This window comes from Achromobacter deleyi, from assembly GCF_013116765.2.
Lineage (GTDB): Bacteria > Pseudomonadota > Gammaproteobacteria > Burkholderiales > Burkholderiaceae_B > Achromobacter > Achromobacter deleyi_A.
Window position 1 is genome coordinate 5,084,707 of the sequence record NZ_CP074375.1, and the last position, 20,033, is coordinate 5,104,739.

A 20,033-nucleotide genomic window follows, 5' to 3' on the forward strand; every position below is an offset into this window, starting at 1 on the left:
CCTTGGCGTCAGGCGGGCGCGCCGCCCAGATACGCCTCGATGACCTTGGCGTTGCTTTGCACTTCGTTAGGCAGGCCTTCGGCGATCTTCTGGCCGAAGTCCAGCACCGACACGGTGTCGCACACCCCCATCACCACATCCATGTGGTGTTCGATGAGGATCAGCGTGATGCCGTGGTCTCGCACCTTGCGGATGATGGCCAGCAGCTCGACGATGTCGGGCGCGGTCAGGCCGGCCGCGGGTTCGTCCAGCAGCAGCAATTGCGGATCCAGTGCCAGCGCGCGCGCGATCTCCAGCAGACGCTGCTTGCCGTAAGGCAGGTTGCGCGCCTCTTCGTTCGCGAGCGCCTCCAGGCCCACGAATTCCAGCAATGCCATCGCGCGGGCACGGGCGCCCTGTTCCTCGCCCTTCCACTTCGGCGTGCGCAGCGCAATGCCGGCAAGCCCCGTGGTGAAGGTGTGATGCAGGCCCACCAGCACGTTCTCCAGCGCGGTCATCTCGCCAAACAGCTGCACGTTCTGGAAGGTGCGGGCGATGCCCGTCGCGGCGATGTCCGCCGGGGCCAGGCCCACCAGCGACTTGCCCGAGAACTCGACGGCGCCGGCGGTCGGCACGTAGATGCCCGTCAGCACGTTCATCATCGTGCTCTTGCCGGAGCCGTTGGGGCCGATCAGTCCGTGGATGGTGCCCCGCTTGACGGTCAAGTCCACCTCGTTCAACGCCTTCAAGCCGCCAAACTGCATCAGCAGGCCCTTGGCCGCCAGCAGCGTCTCGCCCTTGCCCGCGACGGCGTCCGGCACGGCTTCCTGTTCCTTCACCAGATCCTTCTTGACCGTCAGCGCGGCGCGGCGGGTGGAGAAGAACAGATTGCGCACGAAGCCCACGATGCCGTCGGGCAGGTAATACACGACGAACAGGATCATGAGGCCGAAGATGGTCAGGCGCCAATCGTTCAGCGCGTCCAGCCAGTACGAGAAGATCGCCAGCACGATGGTGCCCACGACCGGCACCGCAACCCGGCGCGGTTCGGCGCGGCCCTTGGAGACCGCGACGGCGCTTCCCACCGTCACCAGGATGGCCACGGTCAGCGCGATCAGCCGGAAGGTGCCGATGTCGTCCAGCATCTTGGGCAGCAGCACGATGATGGAGGCGCCCAGCAGCGCGCCCGTGCGGCTCTTGCGGCCGCCCATGATGATGGCCAGCAGGAACAGGATGGTGAGTTCGAAGTTATAGGTGTTGGGCGAGATGTACTGTTCCGAGTACGAATACAGCGCGCCCGCCAGGCCGGCGAAACCGGCGCTGATGACGAAGGCGAACACCTTGTGCCGGTAGACCGACACGCCCATGCAGTCCGATGCGATCGGGCTGTCGCGCAGGGCTTCGAACGAGCGGCCCAGGTGCGATTTCAGGATGCGGTGCACCACGATGAGCGAGATCACCAGCAGCGCGCCCACCAGCCAGAAATACTCGCTCTTGGTCAGGATGTGCCCGCCGATGGACGGCTTGGGAATCTTGATGCCCAAGGGCCCTTCGGTCAGGAAGGTCATCTCGTTGATCAGGATCTGGATGATGGTGCCGAACGCCAGCGTCACCATCGCCAGGTACGGTCCGGTGACCCGCAGCGCCGGCAGGGCCAGCACCGCCCCGAAGGCCGCGGCGATCAGGATGGCGGCGGGCAGGGTCACCCAGATGGGCATCTGCAGATGGAAGAACAGCACGCCGGCGACGTACGAGCCGATGCCGAACAGGCCGGCGTGGCCCAGCGACACCTGGCCGGTATAGCCCACCACGATATCGAGCCCGAACAGCAGGATCGAATAGATCATGATGGTTTCGATCAGGTGCAGGTAATACGTGTTGGTCACGCCCAGCGGCACGGCGGCCAGGCAGGCCACGGCCACGACGGATAGCAATAGGTGCAGGGGTTTCATCGATTACACCTTCTTGATCGCGGTCTTGCCGAAAAGGCCGGCGGGCTTGAAGGTCAGAACGAGCAGCAGCAACACCAGTCCCGGCACGTCTTTGTACCCCGTTGAAAGATAGAAACCGGTGGTCGTCTCGGCGATCCCCAGGATCAGCCCGCCCACCACCACGCCCATCCCGCTGGACAGGCCTCCAATGATCGCGACGGCGAACGCCTTCAGGCCCAGCACCGCGCCCATGGTGGCGCCCGTGAGGGTCAGGGGCGCCACCAGCACGCCGGCGAACGCGGCCGTCAGCGACGACAGCGCGTAGGAAAACGTGATCACCATGCCGGTGTTGATGCCCATCAGGCCGGCTGCGTCGCGGTCGTTGGACGTGGCGACGAAGGCCTTGCCGTAGATGGACTTGCGGTTGAATATCTCCACCAGGATCATCATGCCCAGCGCGCCGAACACGACCAGCAGCTCCATCGGCAGGACGTTGGCGCCCAGCACCTGCATGGGGGCTTCGGGCAGGGGCGAGGGAAAGCGCAGGTCGTCGCGGCCCCAGATGTTCTCGGCCACGTTCTTGAAGATGATCCCCAAGGCGATGGTGGCCATGATCCAGCCGAATTCCGACCGGGCCTTGATGGCCGGCCTGACGCCGACCCGCTCGACCAGCACGCCCTGGGCGAAGCCGAAGATGCAGACGATGGGGATCATGACCCAGTAATTCACGCCCAGGCCGACGAGCGTGAGACCGACGAGCGCGCCCAGCATCAGGGCTTCGCCCTGGCCGAAGTTCAGCGTGCCCGACGTGGCGAATGTGAGCTGGTATCCGAACGCGATGACGGCATAGATCATGCCTAGCGCGATACCGCTATAGATGAGCTGTAGAAGAATCATGGTGTGTGTCTTGAGGCGCTGTGTTCCGTCCCAACCCCCTTGGGCAGAACGCTGTTTTCAGGCGGCTGCATGCCACGCGCCCCTGGTGAGGGGCACGGGCGGCGGCGGCCGGGCAGCCGCCGCCTTCCTGCGTGTCGGGATTTAGTTGGCCTTGATCACGCGGCCGCCCTTGACCTCGCCGATGACCACTTCCTTTGCGGTGATCGCGTCGTGGTTCTCGACGGTGAACGGCTTGTTGTAGACCATCACCACGCCTTCGACCGGCGTTTGCAGGTTTTCCAGCGCTTCGCGCACCTTCGCGCCGTCGGTGGAGTTGGCCTGCTTGATGGCCGCGGCCAGGAGGAGGATGGAGTCATAGCCCTGGGCTGCCGACACGGCGGAGTCGATGCGGTCGTTCTTGGGCTTGAACTTGGCCAGGTAGGCGTCGATGAAGGCCTTGCGCTTGGGGGTGTCCGGATCCTGGATGAAGGTTTGCGGCATGCGCGCGCCTTCGCCGTTGGTGCCGGAGTTGTCGATGTAGTTCGCCATCGCCAGGGTCCAGCTGCCGACGATCGGCACCTTCCAGCCCAGCTTGGCCATGCCATTGGCGATCTGCGCCAGTTCGGGGCCGATGCCGTAGGTCAGCACGGCTTCGGCGCCGGCGGCCTTGGCCTTCAGCAGCTGGGCCGTCATGTCGACGTCCTTGATGTTGAATTTTTCCACGGCCACGGGCTTGATGCCCTTGGCTTGCAGGGCCTTTTCCAGGTCTTCGCGGCCCAGCTGGCCATAGTTGGTGGAGTCGGCCAGGATCGCCACTTTCTTGAAGCCGCGGCGGGTGATCGCTTCTTCCACGATCATCGGAGCCTGGATGCTGTCGTGCGCCGCGTTGCGGAACACGTAGTTGTTGGGGTACTCCGGCGCCTTGAACTGGTGCGTGATCACGCTGCCCGTGGCCACGTTGTTGAACACGGGGATCTTGGCATCCTGGTAGAAGCGTTGGGAGGCCAGTGCGACGCCGGTGTTGATGTAGCCGACGGTGGCCGTCACCTGTTCCTTGTTGATCAGTTCCTGGGCGATCTGCACGCCGCGCTCGTTCTTGGCCTCGTCGTCGCGTTCGACGGCGACCAGCTGGCGGCCGAGTACGCCGCCGTTCTTATTGACCTCTTCGATGGCCAGGCGCACGCCGTCGCGCATGCTGACGCCCATGGAGGACGAACCACCGGTGTACGGGCCGGCTACGCCGATCTTGATGGGGTCGGCGGCGTAGGATGCGGCCGATGCGGCAAATGCAAGGGTTCCTGCGAGCAGCTTCAAACGAAAATCCATGGATGTCTCCGTTGTAATTAGTAGAACTGCGTGGAAAACCGTGTGCCGGCGCCAGTCGGCGGGGAATAAGTGTTGTGGCGCTCTCCTGTGTTGCGTGGTGTGACTGTCTGCTTAATCGCTTACGCGAATCTGACCCGGCGGGGTTTTTCCGCGTAAATACCTAGTACGGACGTACAGGGTTCCTGTCATTGCGCTGAAAAGCGGCATGAGATCGGACGGAGCGGGCGCGCGAGGCGCGCCGTGGGGCCGGCCGCGGACAGTCACGCTGGCCGCATCCTAGCCAGCGTGGCGCCACGGCGCGCGGAATTTCATTCCGCCCCGGACTGGAAATTTATTCCTGATCGGCTTGCAGGCCGCATGGCCATTGAGATGCCCGTTTGCACACGTCGGCCAGCCATAGGGAAAACGCTTGGGCCGCGCCGCCGGGCGGACGCGAAGATTCGGTGCACAGGTGATATTGGGATTCGCCGGGGATCTCGATGTCCAGCAACCGGACGAGCTTGCCTTCGTCCAGCCATTCGGCCGCTAGGCTGCGGCGCGTCAGCGCTACGCCCTGACCGGCGCGCGCGGCCGCCAGCATCATGCCCAGGTCCACCAGCCACACGCCGCGCGAGGGCTCCGGCCAGTCCAGGCCGGCCGCCGCCAGCCAGGGGCGCCACGGCTCCATCGGGCAGCGCAGCAGGTCCGCATGGGCCAGGTCTTCGGGGCGGGGAAACGGGCCGCGTGCGTTGAGGTATTCGGGGGAGCAGACCGCGAATACCGGGTCTTCCGTCAGTTGGCGCGCATGCAGGCCGGGATACTTGCCGCTTCCGAAGCGCACCCAGACATCGGCGTTGGGCGGCATGATGTCCAGGTAGGGGATCGACAGCATGATCTCCAGTTCCACATCGGGATGGGCCGCCGTAAAGCCGGGAAGGTAGGGGATCAGCACCTGGCGGGCGAAGGTGGGCGTGGACACGACGCGCAGCGTCTCCAGCTTGGGTTCGCCGCGCTTGTGCAGGGAGGCGTCCGACAGCAGGTCCAGCGCCGTGCGCACCTGTTCCAGGTATTCGCGCCCGGCGGCGCTCAGCGTGGCGCCGCGGCTGCTGCGGATGAAGAGGGTGACATCCAGCAAGGCCTCCAGCGCGGCGATGCGTTTGCCGATGGCGCTGGCGGTGACGAAGAGTTCTTCGCTGGCGCGCTCGAACGAACCCAGCCGGGCCGCCGCTTCGAATGCCTGGATGGCGGCGAGCGGCGGCAGGCGCACATCTTTGGAAGGAGAGGTTCCGCGCATGACCGTCTGGCGGGCCGGCGGTGCGCCCGACTGAAAAGTGGTGAGAGCGCCGATTATAAAAGTGATGGGGCGGACAGACCGTGGCCGTACTGCCGGAGCACCTGGGAGATCTCCACCCGGTAGCCGTCCAGCCATTGCGAGTGGGCCGCCTTGGCCTGCCGGTGCGTGGGATGCTGGATCAGCATGTCCAGCGCTTCCAGCGTTTCCCAGTAATAGACGTTGGCGATCAATCCGCGCGCGGGGTCTTCCCAGGACTCTTCACCCAGATAGCCGGGTATCGCCCGGGCCGCCTCGGCGATGAGCTGGTCCAGGCGATGGAACTCGTCGTCGTACTGCTTCTTGGCGAAGATGAAGGTGGACGTATAGATGGCGCAGCTCCGGCAGGAAGATGGTCAGATGCCCTTGACCGCCAGGCTGACGGCCAGGCCGGCCATGACCACGGCGATGACGCCGTCCAGGATGCGCCAGGCGGACGCGCTGGCGAAGAAGCGCGCGAACAGCCGCGAGCCGATGCCCAGCACGGCCAGCCAGAGCAGGCTGGCCGTGAAGGCGCCCGCCGCGAATGCCATGCGCGCGTCGTCGAAACCATGCGCCAGCGAGCCGACCACCACCATGTCCAGCCAGAAATGCGGGTTGAGCAGTGAAAAGCCCAAGGCGCCCAGCATGGCGGCGCGGCGCGACGGCACCACGTCGCGCGCGGCAGCCAGCCCGCCCTTGGCGGTCCAGGCACGGCGCGCGGATTGCGCGGCATACCAGGCCAGGAAGACCACGCCGAACCACAGCACGGCGGTGGTCAGCCAGGGGAACCAGGACGTCAGCGCCTGCAGGCCCGACACGCTTGCGAAGATGAATACGGCGTCGATCAGCGCGCAGATGGCGACCACGCTGAGCAGATGCGCGCGCATCAGCCCCTGGCGCAAGATGAACGCGCTTTGCGCGCCCACGACGGCGAACAGACCCAGCCCGGTGGCCGTGCCGCTGGCCCAGGCAGTGAGAAAGAGGGGGGATGACAAGGTGGCGAACATGATGCGTGTACCTGTGACTGCAACGCCTGTGGCGGCGCTTTGATGACAACGCCGGGCGCTGGGGGCGCACCGGTAATGAGCCATTTTCCCTTGCCAACGATATGAAATACAGCTAATTTTCCTTCACTATATTAAGTAAAACTAATGATATGAAAATCGATCATGGCAACTTGCGGGCCCTGGCCGCCGTGGTGCGCGAGGGCAGCTTCGAAAGGGCGGCGCTTTCCTTGAGCGTCACGCCTTCGGCGGTGTCGCAGCGGATCAAGGCGCTGGAAGACCGCATGGGCCGGCTGCTGGTCCAGCGCACCGTGCCCGCCGCCGCCACGACGGATGGCCAGGTGCTGGTCCAGCTTGCCGAGCAGACGGCCCTGCTGGAGCACGACGCACTGAACCGGCTGGGCGTGGCCGACGACGATGTGCCGCATGCCAGCATTCCGATCGCCGTCAACCACGACAGCCTGGAAACCTGGTTTGTCGACGCGGCCCTGCAGTTCGCGGCGCGCACCCGGGCCACGCTGGACATGCAGTCCGACGACCAGGACCACACCGCGGCCTTGCTGCGCAACGGGTCGGTGCTGGGCGCCGTGACCACGCTGGCGGACCCGGTCCAGGGCTGCCGCATCCATGCGCTGGGCAGCATGCGCTACGTGGCCACCTGCACGCCGCAATATCACAAGCGCTATTTTTCCTCGGGCGTCAACGCGCAGACGCTGGCGCAGGCGCCCGTGCTGGTGTTCAACCGCAAGGATGCCTTGCAGGCACGGTTTGCGCACAAGATTGCGGATCCGGCGCCATGGCAGCCGCCGGTCTGGTGGGTGCCGTCCACGCGGGCGTTCGTCCAGGCCACGCTGGGCGGCCTGGGCTGGACCATGAATCCTTTGCCGCTCGTGCAGGAGCATCTTGATGCCGGTCAACTGGTGCTGTTGCGGGCGCGCGCCTGGGAAGACGTGCCGCTCTATTGGCAGCATTGGCGGGTAAACTCCGAGGCGATGGAAGCCTTGACCGATTCGGTCCTGTCAGCCGCCCGCAGCCTGGTCCGGCGACGTTAACCCCTTAGGAGGATACCCATGAACATCCGCAAGTTCGCCGCCATTGCCGCCCTGGGCCTGTGTACCGCCGGTTCGGCGTGGGCGAAGGACTACAAGGTTGGCCAGATCGAGGTCGACGACCTCTGGGTCCGCGCCTCCGCGCCCGGCCAGGCCAACGGCGCGGGGTACATGGATATCGACAATGACGCCAAGACCGCCGACCGCCTGCTTTCGGTGTCTTCGGACGCCGCCGAGCGTGTCGAACTGCACACGGTGCAGACGGAGAATGGCGTGTCGAAGATGCGCCAGGTCGAAGGCGGCATCGCGCTGCCTGCCGATACCGGGGTCAAGCTCAGCCCGGGCGGCTACCACGTCATGTTCATCAAGCTGAAGGCGCCGTTCACGGACGGCGCCACCGTGCCGGCGACGCTGAAGTTCGAGAAGGCGGGCGAAGTGGCCGTGCAGTTCAAGGTCAAGCCGGCCTCGCACAATCCCGGCATGAGCCACGACCACGGCGCGATGAAGCATTGAACACGCCGCGCCCGCTGCGGCGGGCATGAAAAAGGGCGGCCCGCGGGCCGCCCTTTTTGCTTTCTGTCCGGGAGTCCGGCGCCCCGCCGGGCGCCTGGTTCCTAGTACAGGCCTTGCTGGCGCATCGCGTCGGCGACCTTGACGAAGCCGGCGATGTTGGCGCCGTCCAGGTAGTTCACGTATTCGCGCTCGCTGTGGCCGTGGCGCACGCAGTTCTCGTGGATGTCGCGCATGATGGCATGCAGGCGGGTGTCCACTTCCTCGCGGGTCCAGGCCAGGCGGGCCGAATTCTGAGCCATTTCCAGGCCCGACACGGCCACGCCGCCAGCATTGCTGGCCTTGCCCGGGGCATACAGCACGCGAGCGGCGATGAAGGCCTTGGCGGCCTCCAGCGTGGCGGGCATGTTGGCGCCTTCGGCCACGCACAGCACGCCGTTCTTGATCAACGTTTGCGCATCGGCCAGTTCCAGTTCGTTCTGGGTGGCGCAGGGCAGGGCGACGTCGACCGGCACGTGCCACGGACGCTTGCCGGCTTCATACTGCAGGCCAAATTGCTTGGCGTAGGTGTCCAGGCGGCCGCGCAGGTCGTTCTTGATGTGCATCAGCGCCACCAGCTTCTCATGCGTGAAGCCGGCTTCGTCGACGACCGTGCCGTTCGAATCCGAGATGGTGACGACACGGGCGCCCAGCGCCATGGCTTTCTCGATGGCGTACTGCGCCACATTGCCGGAACCCGACACGGACACGCGCAGGCCGTCGAAGGACTTGCCCACGCGCTTGAGCATTTCTTCGGCGAAGTACACGGTGCCGTAGCCGGTGGCCTCGGGGCGGATCAGGCTGCCGCCAAAGGTCAGGCCCTTGCCGGTGAAGACGCTGGCGGTCGAGTTCGAGAGTTTCTTCATCATGCCGGCCATGAAGCCGACTTCACGCGCGCCCACGCCGATATCGCCGGCGGGCACGTCGGTGTCCGGGCCCAGGTGGCGGTACAGCTCGATCATCAGGGCCTGGCAGAAGCGCATGACTTCGGCGTCCGACTTGCCCTTCGGGTCGAAATCGGAACCGCCCTTGCCGCCGCCCATGGGCAGGGTGGTCAACGAGTTCTTCAGGGTCTGTTCGAAGGCCAGGAACTTCAGGATCGACAGGTTCACCGAGGGATGAAAGCGCATGCCGCCCTTGAACGGGCCGATGGCCGAGCTGTGCTGGATGCGGAAAGCGCGGTTGACCTGGGCGCGGCCCTGGTCATCGGTCCAGCACACGCGGAACTGGATCACGCGTTCGGGTTCCACCAAGCGCTCGAGCACGGCATGTTCGGCGTAGTGGGGGTGCTTTTCGATGAAGGGCCAAAGGCTCAGCATTACCTCCTGGACGGCTTGCATGAACTCAGGCTGCTGCGGATCGCGCGCGGCGACGCCACGCAGAAAGTCGTCCAGACTCTGCACTTTCAAGATGATCTCCTCGGGGGTGCTTCGAATAGGTGCGGAATGCGCCGGTTTGGGGCGCGAAGAATTTATTGTGGTGCATGACTGCACCTGTATGGTGCGGAATTGTAGGGGTAAATTGTTGCCCTGCGCAAAGTCAGAAATCGCGCCAGCGCCTTGATATAAAAAGGATTTTTCTGTATATAAAATGGGGACGTATGGTGCGGTGACTAGACGGAAAGAATGCCTGGAACCTGCTCTTTCATGCTGGAAGTGTTGAATTACTTGGGGAAATTAATATGTCCCCAATTAATCATTCGCCACGTTCATAGGGAAGGATGCTTCTTTCCTTGCGGAAAGCCTGCCTGTCACGACCGCTTTTGCTCATTCGGCGGGGGGATCCGCCATTAATGCGTCCCCAATATATATTTGAGAAAAATCACGCCGCGCATGCTCGGAATCAGACCTGCGCCACGGCCAGCGTGCCGCCCAAGGCCATCAAGACTGCCCCTACGCACCGGTCAACCATGCCTTGATGGTCCAGCAAGGCGCGCCGCAGCAATGGCGACGAAACCGACCACGCGACCAGGCTGAACCACAGCCAGTGCGCGCCCGACATGAAGAGCCCGTAGCCGAACTGTCGGGCCAATGGCGTTCCAGGCGAGACCAGCTGTGTGTAGGTGCTGACCACGAACAGCGTGGTCTTGGGATTCAGCGCGTTGGTCAGGAAGCCACCGTAGAGCGCCTGCCATGCCGAAATTCCGGGGCTTGCCGGCAGATCGCGGCCGGCCGGCGCGCGATTGAAAAAGGTCTTCCAGCCCATGTAGACCAGATAACACGCACCCGCCAGCTTGATGCCCTGCAGCACCGGCTGGGCGTGGTGGGCCAGCAGGCCCACGCCAAACATTGTGTAGAACACATGGATCTGCACGCCCAGCGCGATGCCCAGCGCGCAGGTCAGGCCGGTGCCGCGGCCAAAGAGATAGCTGTAGCGCGTGACCATGGCGAAGTCGGGGCCGGGGCTGATGACCGCAAGCACGGTGATAAGGGCGACGGCAATCAGTTCGGTCATGGAACGCTCGGACGGGGCAGGAGACAAGGGCGCCCATTGTGGGACGCTGGCGCGAACGCGAAAAACGATTTTTAATGCCGCACATCCGTCAGGAAAACTCACCGATATCCATGAAACTTCCGCCCCTGAACTCCCTGCGCGTGTTCGACGCCGCCGCGCGCCACGAGGCATTCGGCAAGGCCGCGCAAGAGCTGCATGTCACGCATGGCGCCGTCAGCCGGCAGATCAGGCTGCTGGAGGAGGCTTTGGGCGTGACACTATTCGAACGACGGAATAGGGCGGTTTTCCTGACTGGTTCCGGGCGGCAATTGCTCGGCGTCACGCGCAGCCTGTTCGAGCAGCTCGCGTCGGGTCTGGCGGCCTTGCGGCCGGCGGCGGCGGATACGCCGCTGGTGCTGTCCTGCGAACCCACCATCGCCATGATGTGGCTGATTCCGCGGCTGCCCGAATTCCAGCGGCGGCATCCTGGCATGCAGGTGCATCTGTACGCGGCGGGCGGACCGGTGGATTTCGCCGCGCAAGGCGTGGATGTGGCCTTGCGCCGCAATGATTTCGAGTGGGATGCCGCCCTGCAGGCGCACAAGGTGTGTGACGAATGGACGGGGCCGGTGTGCCGGCCTGGTGTGGTCGCGCTGCAGGTAGCGGACCCCGGCGCGGACCCGTGGGGCGGCGCGGCGGCGCTCGGCAGCGCCACGCGGCCACGCGCGTGGCGGCAGTGGTCTCAGGCCTCCGGCCGGAAGGCGCCGCGCCGGGCGGGGCCGACCTACGAGCATTTTTACCTGAGCCTGCAGGCAGCCGCCGCCGGGCTGGGCGTGGCCATCGGGTCCGCGCTGATGGTGCGCGATGCGTTGCGCGACCACAGGCTGGAGGCCCCTTGCGGCTTCGTGCGGGACGGATCCGCGTACTTCCTCCTGTCGCCCCGGCCCTGCGAGGATGATCCGCGCGCGGCGGCATTCCTGGCATGGCTGCGGCAGGAGGCGGACGCCTCGCTGCCGGCGGCGACGCACGACGGTCAGAGCGTCGTGTCGTAGTCGATCGTCAGCGGCGCGTGGTCCGAGAAGCGCTCGTCCTTGTAGATGGCCACGTTGCGGGCCTTGGCGGCGATGCCGGGCGTGGCGATCTGGTAGTCGATGCGCCACCCCACGTTCTTTGCCCAAGCCTGGCCGCGGTTGCTCCACCAGGTGTACTGGTCCGGGCGGTCGTCGATGGTCCGGAACACGTCCACGAAGCCGCGCTTGTCGAATACGTCCGTCAGCCATGCGCGCTCTTCAGGCAGGAAGCCGGAGTTCTTCAGGTTGCCCTTCCAGTTCTTCAGGTCGATTTCCTTGTGCGCGATGTTCCAGTCGCCGCAAATGACGAATTCGCGGCCGGTCGTCTTGTGCTCGTGCATCAGGGCGTCGATCCAGGGGCCGAACCGGTCCAGGAAGCGGTACTTGGCCTGCTGCCGTTCGTCGCCGCTGGAGCCCGAGGGCAGGTAGGCGCTGATCACCGACAGGTTCTTCCAATCGGCGCGGATGACGCGGCCTTCGGGGTCGAATTCCTCGCAGCCCAGGCCGATGTTCACGCGCTCGGCGGCGTCGCGCAGATAAATGCCCACGCCGCTGTAGCCCTTCTTCACCGCGTGGTGGAAGTGGCCGGTGTAGCCGGGAGGGTGGCGCAGGTCGTCGGTCAGGTCATCGTGGGACACCTTGATTTCCTGGAGGCACAGCACGTCGGCGGCGTGCTTTTCCATCCACGGTTGCAGGCCCTTGCGGAAGGCGGACCGGATGCCATTGAGGTTGATCGACGTGATGCGCAGCAAAGCGAAACTCCTGTGATGCGGCCGCGAGGGCCCGGGCAATGCCAGGAATTTAACCGACTCGGCGGCGCCGCCCGGGAATAGCCCCGACAACGGATAAAATGCTGGGGTTTGCCACCTACCGGATCCACTTGCATGCCCGCCGCCCATTCCTCCGTCACCGCCCTTGATTTCGTCCGCTTCGCCTTGAACGAGGGCGTGCTGCGTTTCGGCAGCTTCAAGGTCAAGTCGGGCCGTATCAGTCCCTATTTCTTCAATGCCGGACTGTTCAACAGCGGCGGCTCGGTCGGCAAGCTGGCGCGATTCTACGCCCAGGCGCTGCTGGACTCGGGCGTGTCCTTCGACATGCTGTTCGGCCCCGCGTACAAGGGCATCCCGCTGGCAACGGCCACCGCCGTGGCGCTGGCCGGGCACCCGGACATGCAGGGGCGCGGCGACGTGCCTTTCGCGTACAACCGCAAGGAAGCCAAGGACCACGGCGAAGGCGGCACGCTGGTCGGCGCGCCGCTGAAGGGCAAGGTTGTCATCATTGACGACGTGATCACGGCGGGGACCTCGGTGCGCGAATCGGTGGAGATCATCCGCGCAGCGGGCGCGGAGCCGGCGGCGGTGCTGATCGCCATGGACCGGATGGAACGCGCGGGCCCGGACGACGCCCTGTCGCCGCATTCCGCCGTGCAGGACGTGGCCAAGACCTACGGCATTCCGGTGGTGGCGATCGCGTCGCTGACGGACATCCTGGCCCTGCTGCAGGACGATGCATCGTTTGCCGAGAACCGCGACGCGGTGCTGGCGTACCGCACGAAGTACGGGGTGAAGTAGGGTCGGGAGCGGCTGGGTGTATTGCTCCGCCTTGCATTAACCGTACCGGCTCGCCGGTTCGGCCAAGCCGTGAGGCTGGCCCCAGACGGCAACTCCGGAAGCCCGGGCGGCGTCGGCCAGTTTTCGGTCGAACGTCGCCAGGTTTGCGCCGCTTCTCAAGGCCAGTTCCAGATAGCTGGCGTCATAGGCGGTCAGGGCGTGCCTGTGGGCCAATTGATAAATGCTGGGGATGTGAAACGCGTCCTTGGTCAAGTCCGGAAAAATTGGCAGCCGCGTCAAAAGCTGATTGAATGAGGCCAGTTGATCCCTGGAAACCAGCCGGCCACGCTCGGCGCGCAGCATGCTGTTTGCGATCTCGAGGTGCCAGATGGGTGGCACCGCGCTCCGAGAATCGTGCGCGATGTCGAGTAAACGCTCAGCCAACAGGTTTTCCCGGGCATCTGCTCGACCGAGTAGCCAGGCCAGGGTGGCCGAGGCATCCAGCACCATGTCGACCGTCGTCATTCCCGCCCTTCTTCAATCCATGAGCGGATCACGTCGTGCGCGACAGCAGGTCCGCGCTTGAATCGCTTCAGTTCTTCGATGGCGTCATGGGCATCCAGCGTCGTCTCTGGGGGTGTCGGAGTCAGCCTGGCGCAACGCACGCCGTCTATCGTGATGACGAAATGCTGCCCTTTGCTGACTGCGAGCAGGTGTTCCATGAACTGCTCCCGCAGTTGCTCATCGCTGAGTTCGATGTACTTCATGGCCGGTCCTCCGGTAAAAATTAACCGCCCCATTCTTCGCAAAAGAAAAGGCCGCGGCAATGTGCCGCGGCCTTTTATCAGCCTGATTCCCTTGAAGGCGATCAGCTGTCGAGCTTTTGCTTGAGCAGGTCGTTCACTTGCTGCGGATTGGCCTTGCCGCGGGCGGCCTTCATGATCTGGCCGACCAGCGAGTTGAACGCCTTCTGCTTGCCGGCGCGGTACTCCTCAACGATGGCCGGGTTGGCCGCCAGCACTTCGTCGATCATGGCGCCGATCGCGCCCGTGTCGCTGATCTGCTTCAGGCCGCGGGCGTCGATGATGGCGTCGGCGTCGCCGCCGTTCTCACCTGCCCACATCGCGCCGAAGACTTCGCGGGCGATCTTGTTGGAGATGGTGCCGTCGATGATGCGGCCGATCAGGGCAGCCAGCGCCGGCGCCTGCACCGGCGAATCGGCGATGGCCTTTTCTTCCTTGTTCAGCGCGGCGGCGACTTCGCCCATGACCCAGTTGGCCGCCAGCTTGGCCTGGCCCGAGGGCAGGGCATGCGCCACGGCCTCGAAGTAGGCGGCCAGGTCGCGACTGACGGTCAGTTGGGCCGCGTCGTAGGCGGGCAGGCCATATTCCGACTCGAAGCGGGCGCGCTGGGCGGCCGGCAGTTCGGGCATGGCGGCGCGGATCTCGTCCACCCAGGCGCTGGAAATCACCAGCGTGGGCAGGTCGGGATCGGGGAAGTAGCGATAGTCGTGCGCGTCTTCCTTGCTGCGCATGCTGCGCGTCTCGTCGCGGTCGGCGTCGTACAGGCGGGTTTCCTGGACGACGGTGCCGCCGTCCTCGATCAGTTCGATCTGGCGGCGCGCCTCATAGACGATGGCGCGTTCCAGGAAGCGGAACGAGTTGACGTTCTTGATCTCGGTGCGGGTGCCGAATTCCTTCTGGCCCACCGGGCGCACCGACACGTTGGCGTCGCAGCGGAACGAGCCTTCCTGCATGTTCCCGTCGCAGATGCCCAGCCACACGACCAGGCTGTGCAGGGCACGGGCGTAGGACACGGCCTCGGCGGCCGAGCGCATTTCTGGCTCGGTCACGATTTCCAGCAGCGGGGTGCCGGCGCGGTTCAGGTCGATGCCGCTGGCGGGGGCGCCATTGGCCAGGTTGAAGTCGTCGTGCAGGGACTTGCCGGCGTCTTCTTCCAGGTGGGCGCGCGTCAGGTTGACGGTCTTTTCCTCTTCGCCCACGAAGAACGACAGCGTACCGCCCACGACCACCGGCAGTTCGTACTGGCTGATCTGGTAGCCCTTGGGCAGGTCGGGATAGAAGTAGTTCTTGCGCGCAAAGACCGAGCGCGGCGCGATGGTGGCGCCCACGGCCAGGCCGAAGCGGATGGCGCGCTCGGCGGCGCCGCGGTTCATGACCGGCAGGCTGCCCGGCAATGCCAGGTCGACCTCGTTGGCATGCGTGTTGGGCGCAGCGCCGAACTGCGTGCTGCTGCCCGAAAAAATCTTGGAGTCGGTGGAAAGCTGGGTATGCGTTTCCAGGCCGATGACGATTTCCCAGTTCATGTCAGGCGTCCTGCTTTACCGGCGATTGCTTGTGCCAGTCGGTGACTTGTTGGTAGCGGTCGGCGATGGCCAGGAGACGGCCTTCGTCGAAGTAGTTGCCGATGATCTGCAGGCCGACGGGACGCTGGCCCGCTGCGCCGCCGAAACCGCAAGGAATGGACATGGCCGGCAGGCCCGCCAGGCTGACGCCCAGCGTGTAGACGTCGGCCAGCCAGTCGGCGGTCGGGTCGTCGCGGTTGTCGCCGATGTTCTTGGCGACCGTGGGCGTGACCGGGCCCATGATGACGTCGCACTGGCCGGCGTAGGCGCGCTGGAAGTCCTGCGCGATCAGGCGGCGCAGGCGCTGCGCCTGCAGGTAGTAGGCGTCGTAGTAGCCGTGGGACAGCACGTAGGTGCCGATCAGGATGCGGCGCTTGACCTCGTCGCCGAAGCCTTCGGCGCGCGAGCGGCTGATCATCTCGTCCAGGTTGCCGTACTCCGCTGCGCGGTGGCCGTAGCGCACGCCGTCGTAGCGGGCCAGGTTGCTGGATGCTTCGGCGGGGGCGATGACGTAGTAGGCGGGAATGGCCAGCTCGGTGCGCGGCAGCGACACCGGCACGCGCACGGCGCCGAGGGCCTCGAATTGCGCCAGCGCGGCTTCCACCGCGGCGGCCACGTCCGGCGCCAGGCCGGCGCCGAAGTACTCCTGCGGCACGCCGATGCGCAGGCCCTTCAGGGGCTGGCTGCCGGCGGCGTCGAAACGGCCCTGCGCGGCGTCGAAGTCGCGGCGGACGCGGCCGGGCTCGTTCACGACGGCGTCGCATTTTTCCAGGCTGGTGGCGTCGCGCGGGTCAAAGCCGCTGATGACGTCCAGCAGTTCAAGCAGGTCGCGGCTGCTGGGGGCCAGCGGGCCGGCCTGGTCCAGGCTGGAACCGAAGGCAACCATGCCGTAGCGCGAAACCGTGCCGTAGGTCGGCTTGATGCCGCTGACGCCGCACAGGGCGGCGGGCTGGCGGACCGAGCCGCCGGTGTCGGTGCCGGTGGCGGCGGCCACCAGGCGGGCGGCCACGGCGGCCGCGGAGCCGCCCGAGGAGCCGCCAGGCACGGCGGCGTGGTCCCAGGGGTTCTTCACGGCGCCGTAGGCGGAGTTCTCGTTGCCGGAACCCATGGCGAATTCGTCGCAGTTCAGCTTGCCCACCGAGACCGCACCGGCCTCGCCCAGGCGTTCCACGACGGTGGCGTCGAACGGGCTGACGTATCCTTGCAGCATCTTGCTGCCCGCGGTGGTGCGCCAGCCGCGCGTGACGAAGGCGTCCTTGTGGGCGATCGGGACGCCTGCCAGGGGGCCGGCCGTGCCGGCCGCCAGCGCGGCGTCGGCGGCTCGGGCCTGCGCCAGCGTCAAATCGGCGTCAATATGTAAAAAGGAATTCAGGCTGCTGGCCGCTTCGGCGGCCGCCAGGGCGCTTTGCGCCAGCTCGACGGCGCTGATCTGGCGTTGGGCGAGGGCCGCGCGCAGCGCGGCGATCCCCTCGAATTGGGTATGCAGAGCGGGTTTAGTCATGACTTAATCCAGGACCTTGGGAACCAGGAACAAGCCTTCCTGGGCGTCGGGGGCATTGGCCAGCAGTTCCTGGCGGCGGGCTTCCGAACTGGCTTCGGTCACGGCGTCTTCACGCAGGCGGAGCACAATGTCCTCATGGGCCGACAGGGGGTGGGCCAGGGGGTCGACACCTTGGGTGTCGACGGACTGGAGCCGTTCGATCAGGTGGAGGATGCCGTTAAGCTCGGCCTGCGCAACGGTGCGCTGGTCGGGGGTCAGTTCGATTCTGGCCAGCCGGGCAATACGGGCCACATCTTTGTCATTGAGCGCCATGGGGATTGCAAAATCGATAAGCGAAGGCTGAAGGGCGGGACTGGCAGTATGCATACGCCAAACCCGTTACAAAGCTTGAATAGCCTGCATTTATGCGCTATTTCCGGTGAAATTATAAGTTATGATTCACGGTTTAATCGCCGTGATGACAGGCGGACCCGTCGTTTTTCGGGCCAAACGCCCCATGGCATGACCCCAATTCCCCCCAGAATTTAGCTGAGCTCCCATGTTCGGATTCCTGCGCAGTTATTTTTCCAGCGATATGGCGATTGACCTCGGTACCGCCAACACGCTGATTTACGTCCGCGGCAAGGGCATCGTTCTCGATGAGCCCTCCGTGGTCGCAATCCGTCATGAAGGCGGGCCTCACGGCAAGAAGATCATCCAGGCCGTCGGCCACGAAGCCAAGCAGATGCTCGGCCGAGTTCCCGGCAATATCGAGGCCATCCGGCCCATGAAGGACGGCGTCATCGCCGACTTCACGGTCACCGAACAGATGCTCAAGCAGTTCATCCGCATGGTGCACCCCCGCAACATGCTGGCGCCCAGCCCGCGGATCATCGTCTGCGTGCCCTGCGGCTCCACCCAGGTTGAGCGGCGCGCCATCCGTGAATCGGCCTTGGGCGCAGGCGCGTCCCATGTCTTCCTGATCGAAGAACCCATGGCCGCGGCCATCGGCGCCGGCCTGGCCGTGTCCGACGCCAGCGGCTCCATGGTCGTCGACATCGGCGGCGGCACCACCGAGGTGGCGGTCATCTCGCTGGGTGGCATGGTCTACAAGGGCTCCGTGCGCGTTGGCGGCGACAAGTTCGACGAAGCCATCATCAACTATATCCGCCGCAACTACGGCATGTTGATCGGCGAACCCACGGCAGAACTCATCAAGAAGGAAATCGGCTCGGCATTCCCGGGATCCGAAGTCCGCGAGATCGAGGTCAAGGGCCGCAACCTGGCCGAAGGCGTGCCGCGCAGCTTCACGGTCTCGTCCAACGAGATCCTGGAATCGCTGACGGATCCGCTGAACCAGATCGTTTCCGCCGTGAAGATCGCCCTTGAGCAGACCCCGCCCGAGCTGGGCGCCGACATCACCGACAAGGGCATTACCCTGACCGGTGGCGGCGCACTGCTGCGCGACCTCGACCGCCTGCTCCAGGAAGAAACCGGACTGCCCGTCGTGGTGGCCGATGATCCCCTGACCTGCGTCGTGCGCGGTTGCGGCGAAGCGCTGGAACACCTTGAGAAACTGGGCGCCATCTTCATCAACGACTAATACTGCCCGCCAGCCCGGAGCCCCGCTTACTTACGGCTCCGGCCGCTGCGGGAGCTACGGACGCGGGCGCCCGGGCTGAGATTCATGCAACGACAAGGGACCCCCCCCCTATTCAGGCGCGGCCCACCTGCCGAGGTGCGGCTGGTCGTTCTGGCCGTCCTTGCTTTGGCCCTGATCGTCATGGATTCGCAATGGCGCATGCTGGAGCCGGCGCGTCGGACGATTTCCGTGGCGCTCTATCCCTTCCAGCGCGCCGTCATGGCGCCGCGCGATCTCGTCCAGCGAGTCAATGAATGGCTCAACGCGGCCAACCTCATACGCAGCGAAAACGAAGCCTTGCAACGCCAGCGCATCGAGCTGGCCCAGGTTGCCTCGCACGCGGCCCAGCTGGCCGCCGAGAACTCGCAATTGCGACGTCTCCTGGGGGTGACCGATACCGTGGCGCAGTCCGCGGTGGTGGTCGAAGTCATGTACGAGCCCACCAACGCCTTCACCCAACGCCTGGTCTTCAACAAGGGCAGCAAGGCTGGCCTGGCGCCTGGCATGCCGGTGATCGACGAGGGCGGCGTGGTTGGCCAGATCGTGCGCGTGACGCCCATGACCGCCGAGGCCGCGCTGGTCACCGATGAACAGGTGTCCATTCCCGTTCAGCTGCTGCGCAACGGGCTGCGCCTGATCGCGTTTGGCGGCAATTCTCCTGGCAAGATGGAAGTTCGTTACTTGGCGGCCAATGCCGACATCAAGGAAGGCGATACTATCGTTACCAGCGGCGTCGGTGGCTTGTTCCCCGCCGGCCTGCCCGTGGCCAAGGTGACCTCGGTCGAGCGCGACACCGCATCGGGTTTCGCGCGCGCCGTTTGTGAACCGCTGGCCCATCCCGAACGCTATCGCCACTTCCTGGTTCTGCAGGTGGATGTGGCCCGCGCCGAGTCCAACCGTCAGGAGGTCGATTCCGGTGGATCGGACTAATCAATCCGCCGGGCAACCCCGGCGCCGCCTGGGCACGCCCAGCAATGTGCATCCCGACAAGCTGTCGGGTCCCGCGCATGGGGTGTTCGTCTGGGGCACGGTGCTGCTCGTATGGCTGGTGTCGCTGCTTCCCTGGCGTCTGTGGCAGGGCGCGCCCGACGTGCTGCTGCTGATCATCGCCTTCTGGTGCGTGCACGAACCGCGCCGCGTCGGACTGTTCACGGCGTTCTTCTTCGGCTTGCTGATGGACGTGCACGATGCCGGCCTGCTCGGCGAGCACGCTTTGTCCTATACGCTGGTCGCCTACGGCGCGGTGGTCCTGCATCGCCGGCTGCAACGGTTCGATCTCTGGAGCCAGGCAATGCACATGCTGCCTGTGTTCTTCATCGCCCGCTTCGTGACCCAGATCATCCATGCATGGCTGGCCGGCAAATGGCCCGGCTGGGACTGGGGCATCAGCGTGCTTCTGACAGCCGCTCTGTGGCCGCTGGCGGGTTGGGTCCTGCACCTGCCGCAGCGCGGTGCCGACGACGCCGAATCTTCCTCCGCCTGACGGCG

At 65.3% G+C, this 20,033-nt stretch carries 21 protein-coding genes; 7 read left to right on the forward strand and 14 right to left on the reverse strand.

Translation table 11 applies throughout. From position 1 onward, the window contains the following. Window positions 1-8 precede the first annotated feature (8 nt). From HLG70_RS23035 to HLG70_RS23060, 6 genes are all read right to left on the reverse strand, one after another. Window positions 9-1,931, reverse strand: a complete 1,923-nt coding sequence (locus tag HLG70_RS23035; RefSeq protein ID WP_171667828.1) for a branched-chain amino acid ABC transporter ATP-binding protein/permease — start codon at window positions 1,929-1,931, stop codon at window positions 9-11. A gap of 3 nt (window positions 1,932-1,934) precedes the next feature. Then, a complete protein-coding gene (locus HLG70_RS23040) occupies window positions 1,935-2,807 on the reverse strand; it encodes a branched-chain amino acid ABC transporter permease (RefSeq protein WP_171667829.1) in 873 nt (290 codons plus the stop codon). A 141-nt stretch (window positions 2,808-2,948) separates the two neighbouring features. After that, window positions 2,949-4,112 carry an ABC transporter substrate-binding protein gene (locus HLG70_RS23045; RefSeq protein ID WP_171667830.1) on the reverse strand — a complete coding sequence of 388 codons (1,164 nt, stop codon included), beginning with the start codon at window positions 4,110-4,112 and terminating at the stop codon, window positions 2,949-2,951. A gap of 331 nt (window positions 4,113-4,443) precedes the next feature. Beyond that, window positions 4,444-5,385, reverse strand: coding sequence for a LysR substrate-binding domain-containing protein (locus HLG70_RS23050; RefSeq protein WP_171667831.1), 942 nt, complete (start codon window positions 5,383-5,385; stop codon window positions 4,444-4,446). 53 nt (window positions 5,386-5,438) lie between these two features. Continuing rightward, window positions 5,439-5,753, reverse strand: coding sequence for an antibiotic biosynthesis monooxygenase family protein (locus HLG70_RS23055; RefSeq protein ID WP_171667850.1), 315 nt, complete (start codon window positions 5,751-5,753; stop codon window positions 5,439-5,441). Window positions 5,754-5,777: 24 nt separating this feature from the next. Next, entirely contained in the window at window positions 5,778-6,410 is a 633-nt protein-coding gene (locus HLG70_RS23060; protein WP_171667832.1) for a LysE/ArgO family amino acid transporter, read from the reverse strand. 149 nt (window positions 6,411-6,559) lie between these two features. On the opposite strand from HLG70_RS23060, the gene HLG70_RS23065 reads away from it, so the two are divergent. Next, on the forward strand, window positions 6,560-7,459 hold the full coding sequence (locus HLG70_RS23065; RefSeq protein ID WP_171667833.1) for a LysR family transcriptional regulator ArgP: 900 nt from the start codon (window positions 6,560-6,562) through the stop codon (window positions 7,457-7,459). Between the two features lie 18 nt (window positions 7,460-7,477). Further along, window positions 7,478-7,969 carry a copper chaperone PCu(A)C gene (locus HLG70_RS23070; protein ID WP_171667834.1) on the forward strand — a complete coding sequence of 164 codons (492 nt, stop codon included), beginning with the start codon at window positions 7,478-7,480 and terminating at the stop codon, window positions 7,967-7,969. A 101-nt stretch (window positions 7,970-8,070) separates the two neighbouring features. Here the strand turns inward: HLG70_RS23070 and gdhA are convergent, their stop codons facing one another. Further along, window positions 8,071-9,414 carry an NADP-specific glutamate dehydrogenase gene (gene gdhA, locus HLG70_RS23075; protein ID WP_171667835.1) on the reverse strand — a complete coding sequence of 448 codons (1,344 nt, stop codon included), beginning with the start codon at window positions 9,412-9,414 and terminating at the stop codon, window positions 8,071-8,073. Window positions 9,415-9,847: 433 nt separating this feature from the next. After that, window positions 9,848-10,459: a LysE family translocator gene (locus tag HLG70_RS23080; RefSeq protein WP_171667836.1), complete on the reverse strand. Its 612-nt coding sequence runs from the start codon at window positions 10,457-10,459 to the stop codon at window positions 9,848-9,850. A 110-nt stretch (window positions 10,460-10,569) separates the two neighbouring features. Here HLG70_RS23080 and HLG70_RS23085 point away from each other — a divergent pair, with 110 nt between their 5' ends. Further along, on the forward strand, window positions 10,570-11,490 hold the full coding sequence (locus HLG70_RS23085; RefSeq protein ID WP_171667837.1) for a LysR substrate-binding domain-containing protein: 921 nt from the start codon (window positions 10,570-10,572) through the stop codon (window positions 11,488-11,490). Here the strand turns inward: HLG70_RS23085 and HLG70_RS23090 are convergent. Then, on the reverse strand, window positions 11,472-12,260 hold the full coding sequence (locus tag HLG70_RS23090; protein WP_171667838.1) for an exodeoxyribonuclease III: 789 nt from the start codon (window positions 12,258-12,260) through the stop codon (window positions 11,472-11,474). The two genes, HLG70_RS23085 and HLG70_RS23090, sit on opposite strands and share 19 nt — an antisense overlap. Before the next feature lie 132 nt (window positions 12,261-12,392). On the opposite strand from HLG70_RS23090, the gene pyrE reads away from it, so the two are divergent. After that, on the forward strand, window positions 12,393-13,079 hold the full coding sequence (gene pyrE / locus HLG70_RS23095; protein ID WP_171667839.1) for an orotate phosphoribosyltransferase: 687 nt from the start codon (window positions 12,393-12,395) through the stop codon (window positions 13,077-13,079). A 36-nt stretch (window positions 13,080-13,115) separates the two neighbouring features. On the opposite strand, the gene HLG70_RS23100 is transcribed toward pyrE, so the two are convergent. The 5 genes from HLG70_RS23100 to gatC form a co-directional block, all read right to left on the reverse strand. Then, window positions 13,116-13,583 (reverse strand): type II toxin-antitoxin system VapC family toxin, encoded by a 468-nt coding sequence (locus HLG70_RS23100; RefSeq protein ID WP_171667840.1) that lies wholly within the window; start codon window positions 13,581-13,583, stop codon window positions 13,116-13,118. After that, entirely contained in the window at window positions 13,580-13,825 is a 246-nt protein-coding gene (locus HLG70_RS23105) for a hypothetical protein (RefSeq protein ID WP_171667841.1), read from the reverse strand. Before HLG70_RS23105 ends, HLG70_RS23100 begins: the two co-directional genes overlap by 4 nt. Window positions 13,826-13,926: 101 nt before the next feature. Continuing rightward, window positions 13,927-15,384, reverse strand: a complete 1,458-nt coding sequence (gatB, locus tag HLG70_RS23110; protein WP_171667842.1) for an Asp-tRNA(Asn)/Glu-tRNA(Gln) amidotransferase subunit GatB — start codon at window positions 15,382-15,384, stop codon at window positions 13,927-13,929. 1 nt (window position 15,385) lies between these two features. Then, window positions 15,386-16,924 (reverse strand): Asp-tRNA(Asn)/Glu-tRNA(Gln) amidotransferase subunit GatA, encoded by a 1,539-nt coding sequence (gene gatA, locus HLG70_RS23115; protein ID WP_171667843.1) that lies wholly within the window; start codon window positions 16,922-16,924, stop codon window positions 15,386-15,388. A gap of 3 nt (window positions 16,925-16,927) precedes the next feature. Beyond that, entirely contained in the window at window positions 16,928-17,236 is a 309-nt protein-coding gene (gene gatC / locus HLG70_RS23120; protein ID WP_171667844.1) for an Asp-tRNA(Asn)/Glu-tRNA(Gln) amidotransferase subunit GatC, read from the reverse strand. A gap of 226 nt (window positions 17,237-17,462) precedes the next feature. Between gatC and HLG70_RS23125 the strand changes: the two genes are divergently transcribed. From HLG70_RS23125 to mreD, 3 genes are all read left to right on the forward strand, one after another. Then, window positions 17,463-18,506, forward strand: coding sequence for a rod shape-determining protein (locus HLG70_RS23125; protein ID WP_171667845.1), 1,044 nt, complete (start codon window positions 17,463-17,465; stop codon window positions 18,504-18,506). An 84-nt stretch (window positions 18,507-18,590) separates the two neighbouring features. After that, window positions 18,591-19,475 (forward strand): rod shape-determining protein MreC, encoded by an 885-nt coding sequence (mreC, locus tag HLG70_RS23130; RefSeq protein WP_171667846.1) that lies wholly within the window; start codon window positions 18,591-18,593, stop codon window positions 19,473-19,475. Next, the gene (gene mreD / locus HLG70_RS23135; protein WP_171667847.1) at window positions 19,462-20,028 is read left to right on the forward strand and encodes a rod shape-determining protein MreD; all 567 of its coding nucleotides are present in this window, start codon (window positions 19,462-19,464) and stop codon (window positions 20,026-20,028) included. Before mreC ends, mreD begins: the two co-directional genes overlap by 14 nt. Window positions 20,029-20,033: the final 5 nt, after the last annotated feature.

Excerpts from the sequence above, each read along its gene's own strand:
- pyrE (WP_171667839.1), top strand. The coding sequence starts at position 12,393 with ATGCCCGCCGCCCATTCCTCCGTCACCGCCCTTGATTTCGTCCGCTTC.
- HLG70_RS23065 (WP_171667833.1), top strand. The coding sequence starts at position 6,560 with ATGAAAATCGATCATGGCAACTTGCGGGCCCTGGCCGCCGTGGTGCGC.
- HLG70_RS23045 (WP_171667830.1), bottom strand. The coding sequence starts at position 4,112 with ATGGATTTTCGTTTGAAGCTGCTCGCAGGAACCCTTGCATTTGCCGCA.
- HLG70_RS23050 (WP_171667831.1), bottom strand. The coding sequence starts at position 5,385 with ATGCGCGGAACCTCTCCTTCCAAAGATGTGCGCCTGCCGCCGCTCGCC.
- gatA (WP_171667843.1), bottom strand. The coding sequence starts at position 16,924 with ATGACTAAACCCGCTCTGCATACCCAATTCGAGGGGATCGCCGCGCTG.
- HLG70_RS23085 (WP_171667837.1), top strand. The coding sequence starts at position 10,570 with ATGAAACTTCCGCCCCTGAACTCCCTGCGCGTGTTCGACGCCGCCGCG.
- HLG70_RS23035 (WP_171667828.1), bottom strand. The coding sequence starts at position 1,931 with ATGAAACCCCTGCACCTATTGCTATCCGTCGTGGCCGTGGCCTGCCTG.
- HLG70_RS23060 (WP_171667832.1), bottom strand. The coding sequence starts at position 6,410 with ATGTTCGCCACCTTGTCATCCCCCCTCTTTCTCACTGCCTGGGCCAGC.
- HLG70_RS23040 (WP_171667829.1), bottom strand. The coding sequence starts at position 2,807 with ATGATTCTTCTACAGCTCATCTATAGCGGTATCGCGCTAGGCATGATC.
- HLG70_RS23100 (WP_171667840.1), bottom strand. The coding sequence starts at position 13,583 with ATGACGACGGTCGACATGGTGCTGGATGCCTCGGCCACCCTGGCCTGG.
- gatC (WP_171667844.1), bottom strand. The coding sequence starts at position 17,236 with ATGGCGCTCAATGACAAAGATGTGGCCCGTATTGCCCGGCTGGCCAGA.
- HLG70_RS23125 (WP_171667845.1), top strand. The coding sequence starts at position 17,463 with ATGTTCGGATTCCTGCGCAGTTATTTTTCCAGCGATATGGCGATTGAC.
- gatB (WP_171667842.1), bottom strand. The coding sequence starts at position 15,384 with ATGAACTGGGAAATCGTCATCGGCCTGGAAACGCATACCCAGCTTTCC.
- mreC (WP_171667846.1), top strand. The coding sequence starts at position 18,591 with ATGCAACGACAAGGGACCCCCCCCCTATTCAGGCGCGGCCCACCTGCC.
- HLG70_RS23105 (WP_171667841.1), bottom strand. The coding sequence starts at position 13,825 with ATGAAGTACATCGAACTCAGCGATGAGCAACTGCGGGAGCAGTTCATG.
- HLG70_RS23070 (WP_171667834.1), top strand. The coding sequence starts at position 7,478 with ATGAACATCCGCAAGTTCGCCGCCATTGCCGCCCTGGGCCTGTGTACC.
- HLG70_RS23080 (WP_171667836.1), bottom strand. The coding sequence starts at position 10,459 with ATGACCGAACTGATTGCCGTCGCCCTTATCACCGTGCTTGCGGTCATC.